Here is a 12304-nt window from a genome sequence, read left to right as displayed (position 1 = left end):
AAGAGGTTGTGCTGACCTTCGCCGGAGAGGCGGTGGCGATCGCCAATCCCCCGCCGCCAGAGGCGAAGGCCGTTGAGGGGGGGCGCCGCACCTTGGGTGCATGGAGCCATCTCAATCTCAACATCCCGGATGACCTCTTCATTGGTCCCGATCCGGAGATAGAGGCGGAAATGGACAATCCCATTTTCCCCAAGGACTAACAGCGACCCCAAAACGCCCTTGCGCGTGTCGATCAATGAATGCCCCTATAGGTAGAATTTCGGGGCGTTCAAATGCGGCTTCTTCTCGACACCCATGCGTTCATCTGGAGCGTGATTGATGCGACCAGATTGTCGAAGACTGCGTTCGAAGCGATCTCGGCGAGGCGCAACGAAGTTCTTGTAAGCCCCGTTTCCGCCTACGAGATCGAGTATAAACGCTCCCGAGACGCTGAACTTCAGCGCATGCCGCTCGACCTGGACAACGCCGTGCAGGCACAGGGCTTGGCATGGATAGGCCTGCGATGGCAGGACGCCCGCGACGCGGGTCGGTTGCCATCCGTGCATCGCGATCCGTGGGATCGTCTGCTGATCGCTCAAGCGAACCGCAACGACGCGATCCTCGTCACCCGTGATCGGATGATCGGAGACTACGGCGTCCCGACCCTCTGGTAGGCTCAACGGCGCGCCGATCCTTTGAGGAGGCGTTTGCCGGCGACCCTGGGCTAACCCGCCCGCGCCAGCCCCTTGCCATAGGCCAGCCGCCGCCAGACCCACTCCAGCGGGCCCATCGAGAACTTCGACAGCCACAGCGGCGACCAGATCAGCTGCACCAGCCAGATGATCGCGACGATCACCCAAAGGTCCACGCGGTTGGCGTCGCCATACAGGCCCAGTCCGCGCCCGCCCCAGAAGATCGTGGTCATGATGATCGACTGGCTGATGTAGTTGGTGAACGCCATCTGGCCCAGCCGGGCCAGGGGCGTCAGCAGCTTGCGCAGCAGGTCCAGCTTCAGCAGCAGGATCGCCAGCGAGGCGTAGCCCAGGGTGATGGGCAGGGTCAGGAACTCGAAACCGATCTGCAGGGCCCCGCTGGAGCGCGGCTGGGCGAAATCAATGAGCAGTTTCTCGCGCGACTCCATGCCGGTCACCCACAGGCCGACCGCCCCGAAGGCGACCAGAAGGGCATAGACCCAGCTCGGCGCGCGCCCGGTCAGGAAGCCCCACTTGTAGAGCGCCATGCCCAGCATCATCAGGGCCCCGGTTCGCCAGATCACGACCAGCAGGCTGACCGGCTGCAGGAACATCCAGGCCTTGAAGTTGACGCTCATGGCCCCGGCCAGGCCGGACTTGACGGTGGCTATGGCGGCCGCGATGTCGGCCGGGCTGCCCTTGGACATCTCCTTGAGCACTTCGGCGCGGGTCGCGGCCGGGGCGAAGTCCAGGGCCATGATCGGCAGGATCGCCAGGGCCGACCCCAGCAGGATGATCGTGATGGCGACGATGAACAGGGTGCGCGGCTTCCAGGAGCGGAACAGCAGCACCACAAAGCCGGTCACGGCATAGAGTAGCAGAATGTCGCCATACCAGATCAGCAGGCCGTGGATCAGGCCAAACAGGGTCAGCCAGCCCAGCCTGCGCCGCAGCAGGGCCCCGCGCGGCTTGTCGCTGCGCTCGCCGCCGACCAGCAGCAGCGACACGCCAAACAGCATCGAGAACAAGGTGACGAATTTGTAGTGGAAGAAGGTCTGCACCACCCACCAGGCGTCACCCTCGGCCCCGTCCATCGAGAAGGGCGAGAGTTTGGGCGTCATATAGACGTCCATCGGCAGGGCGAAGGCCACGGCGTTGACCGCGAGGATGCCCATGACGCCCAGGCCCCGCAGGACGTCCAGGCTCATATGGCGATCGCCGGCCGTCACCGGCCGCAAGGTCTGAGTCTCGGTCATCGGCGTCCCTCATCGGAGACGCCGCACGCCTAGCGCGTGGGAACCGGCGTCTCGCCCCGATAGTCATAGAACCCGCGTCCGGCCTTTTTGCCAAGCCAGCCGGCCTCGACATATTTCACCAGCAGCGGACAGGGGCGGTACTTGCTGTCCGCCAGGCCTTCATGCAGCACGTTCATGATGCTCAGCACGGTGTCCAGGCCGATGAAGTCGCCCAGTTCCAGCGGGCCCATCGGGTGGTTGGCGCCCAGCTTCATGGCGGTGTCGATGGCGTCCACCGTGCCCACGCCCTCATACAGGGTGTAGATCGCCTCGTTGATCATCGGCACCAGCACGCGGTTGACGATGAAGGCGGGGAAGTCTTCGGCGTTGCTGGTGATCTTGCCCAGCGACTTGGCGAAGGTCACGGCCGTCTCATAGGTGGGCACGTCGGTGGCGATGCCGCGAATGATCTCGACCAGCTTCATCAGCGGGACCGGGTTCATGAAGTGCAGGCCGATGAACCGCTCGGGGCGGTCGGTGGCCGAGGCCAGGCGGGTGATCGAGATCGACGAGGTGTTCGAGGCCAGCAGGGTGTCGGGCTTCAGGTGCGGCTGCAGGCTGCGGAAGATGGCCTTCTTGGTCTCTTCGTTCTCGGTGGCCGCCTCGATGGCCAGATCGGTCTGGCCCACGGCGTCCAGGCCCTCGGCGGGCTTGATTCGGGCCAGAGCCCCGGCCATGGCGGCCTCGTCGATGATGCCGCGACCCACCTGGCGAGCCAGATTCTTCTCGATCAGCGCCAGGCCCGCGTCGATGCGGTCGCGCGTCACGTCGTGCAGCAGAACTTCATAGCCCGCCAAAGCGCAGACATGCGCGATGCCGCAGCCCATCTGGCCAGCGCCGATTACGCCGACAGACTTGATTTCACTCATGAACGCCAAGCCTTCGCCTGATACGGCGCTGGGACCCTGGTCCGCGCCCTGAATTGTGATGCGTTTTCTAGCACGAGAAAGCACGCCCTCGCCAAGGCTTTGCTGCGACGCAGCGGGGAAGTGTCGCGCTATCCCGCAGGGGGATAGGGATGGGCCCGGCCTTCAGGGTCTTCCACCGTCCCGTTGTCCAGATAACCGGGCCCCACCGGGACCTTTCCGTGGCCGCCGGGGATGTCGAGAATATAGGTCGGCTGGCACAGGCCCGAGATCGCGCCGCGCAGGGCCTTCATCAGCGCCTGGCCCTCGTCGATCGTGGTGCGCAGGTGGGCGGTGCCGGGCGCATAGTCGTGATGGTGCAGGTAATAGGGCTTGATCCGCGTCTCGACGAAGGCCCGCATCAGGGCGCTCAGGGTCTGGGGATCATCATTGATTCCGGCCAGCAGCACGGTCTGGCTGATCATCGGAATGCCCGCATCGACGATCCGGCCGCAGGCGGCGCGGGCGGCGGGCGTCAGCTCGCGGGCATGGTTGGCGTGCAGCGCGACATAGACCGCCTTGCCGCTGGCCTTCAGCGCGTCGACCATCTCGCCGGTGATCAGCGACGGATCCACGGCCGGCACGCGGGTGTGGAAGCGCACCACCTTCACATGCTCGATCTGCGCCAGCCGCTCGCCGATGTCGCGGAGGCGGCGCGGCGACAGCACCAGGGGATCGCCGCCGGTGACGATCACCTCCCAGATCTCCGGCCGCGCGGCGATATAGGCGCAGGCGGCGTCCAGCTGGGCGGGCGACAGGGTCTTGAGCCCCTCGGGGCCCACCATCTCGCGGCGGAAACAGAACCGGCAATAGACCGCGCAGGTGTGGGTGGGCTTGAGCAGCACCCGGTCGGCATAGCGATGGACGACGCCCTCGACCGGGCTGTGGGTCAGGTCGCCGATCGGGTCGGGATCCTCGCCGGGCGTGCTGACCAGTTCGGCGACCTGCGGCAAGAACTGGCGGGCGATGGGGTCGGCTTGGTTGGCCGGCTCGATCAGGGCGGCCATGTCGGCGGTGATCGCCACCGCATATTGCGCCGCAACGCGCTCCAGGGCCGGCAGGCGCTCGGGAGCGATCAGGCCGGCGTCGGCCAGGGCGGCTGCGCTGCGAAGGGTGTGGGCGGGGGGCATGGGAGGGGCGGGATATGGGGCAAAATGGCTGCAGATACAATGTTGGCGCACTTGCCCCCTACGGGCTGCTGCGCAGCCGTCTTCCCCCGGAGGGGGAAGATGAGGTCCGCGCTCTTCCTCTTCCCCCGCCGGGGGAAGACGATCGCGAAGCGATCCGTAGGGGGCGAGTGACTAAGCCACCGGCGCCCACATCACCTGATCCACCCGGGTCGCCCCCGCCGCCAGCATCGCCAGCCGGTCAAAGCCCAGGGCGCAGCCCGACGCCTCGGGCATGACCTCCAGCGCCGCCAGGAAATCCTCGTCGAGGGGATAGCGCTCGCCATAGATCCGCGCCTTCTCGTCCATCTCCATCACGAACCGGCGGCGCTGTTCGACCGGATCGGTAAGCTCGCCAAAAGCGTTGGCCAGCTCCACCCCGCAGGCATAGAGCTCGAAGCGCTCGGCCACGCGGGGATCGCCGGGCTTGGGCCGCGCCAGGGCGGCCTCGGCCACCGGATATTCGCACAGGAGGGTGGCGCGCCCGACGCCCAGCCGGGGCTCGACCTTCTCGACGATCACCCGGCTGAAGATGTCGGCCCAGCTGTCGTCGTCGGCCACCCGGATCCCCGCCGACCGCGCCGCAGCGGCCAGCCCGTCGCGGTCGGTCTGGCCATCGGGGCCCAGGCTGGCCAGCAGATCAACGCCGGCATGACGCGCGAACGCCTGCGCCACGCTCAGCCGCTCGGGCGGGGCGAAGGGATCGCAGTCCAGGCCCCGGAAGGAAAACCGCCGCGTCCCCGCCGTCTCGGCCGCGATGGCCAGCAAGGTCGCGCAGTCGTCCATCAGCACCTCATAGGGCGCCCCGGCCCGGTACCATTCCAGCATGACGAACTCGGGATGGTGCAGCGGCCCGCGCTCGCGATTGCGCCACACCCGGGCGAAATCGAAGATCTTCGCCTCGCCCGCCGCCAGCAGCTTCTTGCAGGCAAATTCCGGCGAGGTGTGCAGATAGAAGGCCTGGTCCGGCTCGCCCGTCAGGCTGGTCAAGGTGGTCGCGAAGGCATGCAGGTGGGCCTCGTTGCCGGGCGACACCTGCAGGGCGGCGACCTCGACCTCGACGAAGTCCTGGCCCTCGAACCAGCCGCGCACGGCGCGGGTGATGGCGTTGCGGGCCAGTAGGAAGGGCCGGCGGTCGGCGTGAACCGAAGGCGTCCACCACGGTGACCTTGGGGCAGAAGGCATGTCGGCGGCCAAGGGAGCTCCCGCAACAGAGACTGGCGATCTTGCCGCGTTCGCTATAGGAGGGCGGTCACAAGATCTCTACTCCATTCGCGCGGCCGTCTCCGGGCAGCGCCCGGAAAGCCCAAGGACTGAAGAAGTGAAGGTAGCCGCCAGCTCGCTCCGCAAAGGCGCCGTCGTCGATATGGACGGCCGCCTGTATGTCGTTCTGACCGTCGACAACATCCACCCCGGCAAGGGCACCCCGGTGACCCAGCTGAACATGCGCCGCATCAGCGACGGCGTGAAGGTTTCGGAACGCTACCGCACCACCGAGCAGGTCGAGCGCGCCTTTGTCGACCAGCGCGACCACACCTTCCTGTACCAGGACGGCGAGGGCTTCCACTTCATGAACCCGGAAAACTACGACCAGGTCGTGGCCAGCCCGGACGTGATCGGCGACGCCGCGCCCTATCTGCAGGAGAACATGACGGTCCAGCTGTCGACCCACAACGACATCCCGATCGCCATCGAACTGCCGCGCACCATGATCCTGGAAGTCGTCGACACCGAACCCTCGGTGAAGGGCCAGACCGCCAGCTCGTCCTACAAGCCGGCCCTGCTCAGCAACGGCATCAAGACTACCGTGCCGCCCTATATCGCCGTGGGCGTGCGGGTGGTGATCCTGACCGAGGACAACTCGTATCAGGAACGCGCCAAGGACTAGGCGTCGCAAGCCGCGAGACGATCAGAAGGCCCGGTGCGCAAGCGCCGGGCCTTTTTCGTTGGGGGCATGGGTGACTCTCTTCAGGCCTTGGGAGAGTCCGCTTTCGGACGACTGCCATAGCACCGCCGGCCACACCGTCTAAGTGGTAAGCTGAGCCATGTTGCCGCCACACGAACAGGGTCTTTCCGTGAAGCCAGCACCGCAGCCAAAGCAGATTAGAGAGCTGCGCGATCGACTCTCCTCAGTAATTTCAGATGCCAAGGCCTACGACGTGCCGGCTATCTGCTTCCGCATGGGTCTGGAACCAGGGACCTCAGACGAGGCGATGGCCAGCAAATACAAATACGTGAGTAGGCGCATGGCTGGGGTCAGCGGCGCGCGCGTGGTGGAAATTGCCCGCAATTTCCTAGCCGACGAGGATCATTTCGACTTGTCAGAATTGCTCGCCAAGATCGATGAGGCAGAGGGCCCGACGATCACCGGCCTAACTCGTAAGCGCGTGATTGACCTCTACGGCGAGTTTCCGATCTGCACCGAGCAAGAGCTGATCGACTTCCTCAAAGCGCTCTGGCCGATTTCGACCATGCTTGAGAGCGACCAAATCCCCGGCATATCGCGCACTCTGGAAGAGGCGATCTTCCAACACACCGTGCGGAACTATGATTGGGACAACAAGGAAGTCCTGAAGGCTGTCGGCCTGCCCTCTATGTCCCAGCGACAATTCTTTCGGTTCCTTGCCGCGTCAGTCCATCCAATGGCCCAGAACGACGAACGCCAAGCGGTGATGGTCGGTGAGATCAACGAACATCTCAAGCATGACGGGTTCGCGCTTAAGATCGTGAAGCGGATATCAGGCAGCCCTGTCTACGAGGTGCAGGCCGCTCAACTTGGCACGCCGAACGATGACGCGATTACCGCCTCTCTCGTGGCCTTCAACCCCACCGACATTGGCGCTCGTTGGCAAGCCGCACAGGATCGCCGCTTAACCGATCCATCCGGCGCAATCACTCTTTCACGGACCTTGCTCGAAGACGTCTGTAAATGGATTTTGCACGAAGCTGGCGATACGTCCGACACGGACAAGGATGAACTGCCGGCTCTCTATAGGAAGCTCGCGAAGGCCATGAGCCTCGCACCCGACGATCACACCGAGAGTATCTTCAAACAAATCCTCGGAGGCTGTTCGGCCATCGTAGAGGGGTTGGGCGCACTGAGAAACAAACTCAGTGATGCCCACAGTCCAGGCCCTAAACGCGCTCGCCCAATGCCACGCCATGCTGAACTTGCTGTCGGGCTGTCAGGTGCAATGGCGCAATACCTCGTCGCGACATGGAGCGCGCGACAGGAGGCGGATAAAAAGGAATAGCACGCAGAAATGCTCGTTGATTAAGTCGCATCTACACCGAAATCGAACTCCTTGTTTTCAGATACATCGATAAGCGCGACGTCATCGCCGCTTACCAAAATGAAGTCAGCATAGTTGGATGACGGAAGGCCCTCGGCGTAACCACCATCGACGCGCTGCCCTTGAACTTCGAACGTGATATCCTCGGCGATCACGTAAGCGTAACTATCGATACCGAGGCTCGAAATGCCACCGGCGACGTGCGGGTAGTTGCTGTATTTTACGTTGTTATATTTCGTGTCTAGCATCCGTATGAATGCCTTCTCGACGTCGCAAATCAAGTTCGCTTGGGGGAGGCCTGAATCGCCACTCGCCATGCGCTCAAAAAAGTCTTCAGATATCTCGTCGTCAGGCCCCCAGGATCGGATCTGAAGCGGATCGATTTCGAAGAGGAAGAAGTAAACCTCGTCGGTAAGTCGGGCCTCAGCTCTGATCTGATACTCATTGCTCAGAATGCCGAGACGAGCGTGATGTGGCGCTTTGATAAGCCTATTGTATGCACCGTCTTCAGACATACCGATGTAGAGCAGGCGATAGGTCGCGAATGCCCTGACATCGCCGTCAAGCTTGATCCCTGGCTCCTTTCGCCAGTGCTGATATAGCAGCGCGTCCGGGCTAGCAGCCCATACGGCAGTCTTCTTTCCACGCTCGTCGATATCAAGGACATAGATCGTCGTTGCCCCGTCCCTGAAACCAAGAGAAGCGCAGTTCGGATCGCCGTATCGTGCTGATAGGAATGCGACGTCCACTCTGCCGGATAGACGCTTATCACCCATTACTAGACTGAAGCTGAACACGCCTTCTTCCTGATCGAACTTGCGGTCAGAGAAAAAGATCTCTTCTCGTTGAGCGATCATATAAATCGGCGCTTCGCCCAGCCGGCTTTTCAGGCTCTTTGCGCCCTTGGTCCTGATATTCCGAAGGATGTCGGCATCCTGATTGGACAGCGGGGCGTGAACCAATCGGAGCGACGCCGTTAGCGCGTGATGTGCCATCTACCACTCCCCTGCATAGACACCTTCTAAGTGCCGCCACTGATGGAAGGACCCGAGGCTCCACCTTAGAGCGCAAACTCGCCCTAAAACCCTTGGTGGAATTGGAGCTCTGAGGACAGGCCGTGTCAATGACGGCGCGCCGCGCCGCCGCGCGCGGCCGGCCTCTGGCCGGTCATTGACACGGCCTGTCCTCAGAGCAAGCTCGCCTCCATGGGTTTCAGGGCGCGGCCTGACCGCCGGGTCGGCCTGTCCTTTGACGGCGCGAAGGGGGGCGACGCGGTGTGTTGCTCTGTGGCGGCGACAGGGGGTCTCAGGCGCGGGGTAGCGCCCGCGCCAGGGCGCTGAGGCGCCAGCCCGGCAGCGACGGCCCCTTGACCGCGGGGGGCGGTCGGCCGGCCCGTCGCCTCTCATAACCCTCCGTCATTCCCGCCCCCCGGGACCGGCTTTGCCGGCCCGAGGGCAAGCCAAGTGGCGGGAACCCCTCGTGCCGCCGCAGGTGCTGGAGGGGCGAAGTGCGCGCGCACTTCGCTGGCGCTTCACGTGTCAGCTGAAACAGGGGTTCCCGCCACAAGGGCGGGAATGACGGGAGGTATGGGGATAGAGGGCGCTTGATCCCCGTACTTTCCGAAATGAAACCCAGCCCAATCAACCGCTTGTAAAATAGTTGATCGCGCCCGTCAGACGCGTTCAAACCGCCCGTATTCTTGTCCCACCTCGTCGCACGGGAAGGGCGCAAGGCCAGCGACCATTGCGGCGGCGGGGGGTGATCGAGCGGGGCTGGGCTTCAGGGGGATACTGAAGCGCGTCCGGGGATCCTGGCGTTGCAGGACCCGCCCGCCGTCGGCGTGGATGGGGATCAAGGCGAGTGTTGGTCAGGATTGGCCCCACGCCCCCCGACCTTCGGGACTTCGGGAAACCGAAGCTTCCGGGTCCCGGTAAGGCCCCAACTGGGCCACCCGCCGGGACGCTGATGGATAACGACCACGCGGAGCGGGCGGCTTCGTCGAAACGGTAATCTCTATTTCTCAACCGGACGTCGTCCGGACGCTCCGCGACCCTTTCCACCCCCACGGCGGTTTTCCGCGCGAGGCTGTGAAACCGTGTCCGTGCCCCAAGCGGCAAGTCCAGGCCGCGCCCAAACAAAAAGGCCCGGAGTCGCCTCCGGGCCTTTCCAGGGTCTTGTGGGCCCAGGCCTACTTTCCGGCTGCGGCGAGCGCGTCCATCAGTTCGGGCACGGCGGTCTTGTAGTCGGCGACCAGGCCAAAATCGGCGACCTGGAAGATCGGGGCGTCGGCGTCCTTGTTGATGGCGACGATGATCTTGCTGTCCTTCATGCCGGCCAGGTGCTGGATGGCGCCCGAGATGCCGATGGCGACATACAGGGCCGGCGCCACGACCTTGCCGGTTTGACCGACCTGATAGTCGTTGGGGGCGTAGCCCGCATCGACCGCAGCGCGCGAGGCGCCAACGGCGGCGCCCAGCTTGTCGGCCAGGGGCTCGATGACCCGCTGGAACTCTTCGGCCGAACCCATGGCCCGACCGCCGGAGACGACGATCTTGGCCGCGGCCAGTTCGGGGCGATCGGACTTGACCATCTCTTCGCTGACGAAGCGGGTCTTGTCGGCTTCCGCGCCAGAGGCGTTCTCGACCGGGGCCGAGCCGCCCTCTTCCGCCGCCGCAAAGGCGGTGGGACGCACGGTGATCACCTTCTTGGCGTCCGAGGACTGGACGGTTTCGAGGGCGTTGCCGGCATAGATCGGGCGCACGAAGGTGTCGGCCGAGATGACTTCCACGATCTCGCTGATCGGGGCGACGTCCAGCTTGGCGGCGACGCGCGGCGCGAAGTTCTTGCCGCCCGAGGTGGCCGGAACCAGGATCGCGTCATAATTGCCGGCCAGGGCCAGCACGGCGTCGGCTTGCGCCTCGGCCACGCTGTGACCCAGGGCGGCGCTGTCGGCCAGCAGGACCTTGCGGACACCGCTGATCTTGGCGGCCATGTCGGCCACGGCCTTGGCGCCTTGGCCCATGACCAGAACGTCCACGTCGCCCGACAGCTTCAGGGCGGCGGTGACGGTCTTGTGGGTGCCATCGCGCAGGTGCGCGTTGTCGTTATCGGCGACGACGAGAACAGCCATCTAGAGCACTCCCGCGAGATTGAGCTTGGCCACCAGGTCGGCGGCGGTTTCGACCTTGATGCCGGCCGAGCGCTTGGCGGGCTCGGCGACCTTGAGGACCGTGAGGCGCGGCGTGATGTCGACGCCGTAGTCGGCGACCGTCTTGCTGACGATCTCCTTCTTCTTGGCCTTCATGATGTTGGGCAGGCTGGCATAGCGCGGCTCGTTGAGGCGCAGGTCAGCGGTGATCACGGCCGGCAGATCGACGTCCAGCACCTGCAGGCCGCCGTCGACTTCGCGGGTGACCTTGGCGGTGGAGCCCGAAACCTCGAGGGCCGAGGCATAGGTGGCTTGCGGCCAGCCCAGCACGGCCGACAGCATCTGGCCCACGGCGTTGTTGTCGCCGTCGATCGCCTGCTTGCCCATCAGGACCAGGCCGGGTTGCTCTTCGCCGATCACGGCGGCCAGCAGCTTGGCCACGGCCAGGGGCTCGGGGTCGGCGTCGGTGGTGATCAGGATGCCGCGGTCGCCGCCCATGGCCAGGGCCGTGCGGATGGTTTCCTGGGCTTGAGCCGGGCCGATGCTGACGATGACGATTTCGGTCGCCACGCCCTTTTCCTTGAGGCGCACGGCTTCTTCGACCGCGATCTCGCAGAAGGGATTCATCGACATCTTGACGTTCGCCAGATCGACGCCCGTTTGATCGGCCTTTACGCGGACCTTCACGTTGTAATCGATAACCCGTTTAACCGGGACCAGGACCTTCATCGGGTTTCACGCCTCCAGGCTGCGTTTTCTCTAGCGTTGGCGAGGGAATTACCCGTTTTGCACCGCAACGCAAGTTTCCCTTCGCGTAAGCGTAAAGCATTGCCGTGCGCGGGGTTCAAACAACTGTACGATACTTGGCCGCAGGCGTCCGCTCACCGTTGCGCCATCGGTGCGAAAGGCCCCGCAAAGGAAAGGACTGGTCAGCTTTGCGGTCGACCACTAAACAGCCGGGCCATGAACCGCACGATCGAACGCCTGAAAATCCTCTTCATTGGCCTGTTCCTGGCCAGCAGCGTCGGCGTTTTGGGCTACCACTATCTCTGGGTCTGGCCCAAGGACCGCTGCGAGGCGCGGGGCGGGGCCTGGGCCGGGCGCTGGCTCAAGTGCGGCACGATCTATTCGATCGAGACCCTGACGCGCCGTCCGGCCAATGTGCCGCCGATCAACAACGAGCGACCCGCTCCCGCGACCCCGGCCGCGCCCGAGAAGAAATAAGAGCCTAGCGGGTCGCGCCAGGCTTCCACAGCACGTCGGCCGCGCCCTTGTCATTGGCCCAGCGGGCCGCGACGAACAGCAGGTCCGACAGGCGGTTGATATATTTCAGCGCCGGCTGCCCGACGACCTCGCCCTCGGTTTCCGACAACTGCACCGCCACACGCTCGGCCCGACGGCAGACCGTCCGCGCCACATGCAGGGCGGCCGAGGCCGGCGACCCGGCCGGCAGCACGAACGAAGTCAGGGCTGAGAGCTCGCCGTTCAGACGGTCGATCTCCTGTTCCAGCCGCTCGACCTGGCTCTCGACGATTCGCAGAGGCTCCCAGGCGGGCTTTTCGTGCTGCTCAGGCGTGGCCAAGTCTGCGCCCAGGTCGAAAAGATCGTTCTGAATGCGCTCCAGCATGGCGTCGAGCTCTGGATCACCTGCGGTGTGTTGTCGCGCAACGCCCAGGAAGGCGTTGGTCTCATCGACGCCGCCATAGGCCTCGACCCTCAGCGAAGCCTTGCTGACAGGCTCTCCCGTGGCCAGGCGCGTTAAGCCGCCATCCCCTGTGCGGGTGTAGATCCTGTTGAGCGAGACCATGGGTCGCAGACCGCCGTTA

13 protein-coding genes are annotated in these 12304 nt (G+C 64.4%); 5 read left to right on the top strand and 8 right to left on the bottom strand.

The genetic code is table 11. The features are described from left to right. Positions 1-8: 8 nt before the first annotated feature. Both ACN2C7_RS16965 and ACN2C7_RS16960 read left to right on the top strand, forming a co-directional pair. The gene (locus ACN2C7_RS16965) at positions 9-200 is read left to right on the top strand and encodes a hypothetical protein (RefSeq protein ID WP_419318510.1); all 192 of its coding nucleotides are present in this window, start codon (positions 9-11) and stop codon (positions 198-200) included. 72 nt (positions 201-272) lie between these two features. Then, positions 273-653 (top strand): type II toxin-antitoxin system VapC family toxin, encoded by a 381-nt coding sequence (locus ACN2C7_RS16960; RefSeq protein WP_419318508.1) that lies wholly within the window; start codon positions 273-275, stop codon positions 651-653. A gap of 50 nt (positions 654-703) precedes the next feature. Here the strand turns inward: ACN2C7_RS16960 and ACN2C7_RS16955 are convergent, their stop codons facing one another. The 4 genes from ACN2C7_RS16955 to epmA form a co-directional block, all read right to left on the bottom strand. Beyond that, on the bottom strand, positions 704-1927 hold the full coding sequence (locus ACN2C7_RS16955) for a DUF418 domain-containing protein (RefSeq protein WP_419318506.1): 1224 nt from the start codon (positions 1925-1927) through the stop codon (positions 704-706). A gap of 29 nt (positions 1928-1956) precedes the next feature. Then, positions 1957-2835 (bottom strand): 3-hydroxybutyryl-CoA dehydrogenase, encoded by an 879-nt coding sequence (locus ACN2C7_RS16950; RefSeq protein ID WP_419318504.1) that lies wholly within the window; start codon positions 2833-2835, stop codon positions 1957-1959. Between the two features lie 128 nt (positions 2836-2963). Then, complete coding sequence (locus ACN2C7_RS16945) at positions 2964-4001, bottom strand: lysine-2,3-aminomutase-like protein (protein WP_419318502.1); 1038 nt, start codon at positions 3999-4001, stop codon at positions 2964-2966. Between the two features lie 171 nt (positions 4002-4172). Continuing rightward, entirely contained in the window at positions 4173-5222 is a 1050-nt protein-coding gene (gene epmA, locus ACN2C7_RS16940; protein WP_419321491.1) for an EF-P lysine aminoacylase EpmA, read from the bottom strand. Between the two features lie 136 nt (positions 5223-5358). Here epmA and efp point away from each other — a divergent pair, with 136 nt between their 5' ends. After that, entirely contained in the window at positions 5359-5925 is a 567-nt protein-coding gene (efp, locus tag ACN2C7_RS16935) for an elongation factor P (RefSeq protein ID WP_419318500.1), read from the top strand. Positions 5926-6082: 157 nt separating this feature from the next. Continuing rightward, entirely contained in the window at positions 6083-7291 is a 1209-nt protein-coding gene (locus tag ACN2C7_RS16930) for an abortive infection family protein (RefSeq protein WP_419318498.1), read from the top strand. 20 nt (positions 7292-7311) lie between these two features. On the opposite strand, the gene ACN2C7_RS16925 is transcribed toward ACN2C7_RS16930, so the two are convergent. From ACN2C7_RS16925 to ACN2C7_RS16915, 3 genes are all read right to left on the bottom strand, one after another. Next, positions 7312-8325, bottom strand: a complete 1014-nt coding sequence (locus tag ACN2C7_RS16925; RefSeq protein ID WP_419318496.1) for a hypothetical protein — start codon at positions 8323-8325, stop codon at positions 7312-7314. Between the two features lie 1193 nt (positions 8326-9518). Further along, complete coding sequence (locus ACN2C7_RS16920) at positions 9519-10460, bottom strand: electron transfer flavoprotein subunit alpha/FixB family protein (protein WP_419318494.1); 942 nt, start codon at positions 10458-10460, stop codon at positions 9519-9521. Further along, the gene (locus tag ACN2C7_RS16915) at positions 10461-11207 is read right to left on the bottom strand and encodes an electron transfer flavoprotein subunit beta/FixA family protein (RefSeq protein ID WP_419318492.1); all 747 of its coding nucleotides are present in this window, start codon (positions 11205-11207) and stop codon (positions 10461-10463) included. A gap of 234 nt (positions 11208-11441) precedes the next feature. On the opposite strand from ACN2C7_RS16915, the gene ACN2C7_RS16910 reads away from it, so the two are divergent. Further along, on the top strand, positions 11442-11702 hold the full coding sequence (locus ACN2C7_RS16910) for a hypothetical protein (RefSeq protein ID WP_419318490.1): 261 nt from the start codon (positions 11442-11444) through the stop codon (positions 11700-11702). 4 nt (positions 11703-11706) lie between these two features. Here ACN2C7_RS16910 and ACN2C7_RS16905 read toward each other — a convergent pair whose 3' ends face one another. Then, positions 11707-12285 (bottom strand): cob(I)yrinic acid a,c-diamide adenosyltransferase, encoded by a 579-nt coding sequence (locus tag ACN2C7_RS16905; RefSeq protein WP_419318488.1) that lies wholly within the window; start codon positions 12283-12285, stop codon positions 11707-11709. Positions 12286-12304: the final 19 nt, after the last annotated feature.

This window comes from Caulobacter sp. ErkDOM-E (assembly GCF_048541895.1).
Lineage (GTDB): Bacteria > Pseudomonadota > Alphaproteobacteria > Caulobacterales > Caulobacteraceae > Caulobacter.
Note: the sequence above shows the minus strand (reverse complement) of the source record. Positions and strands in the feature narration are given on the sequence as shown.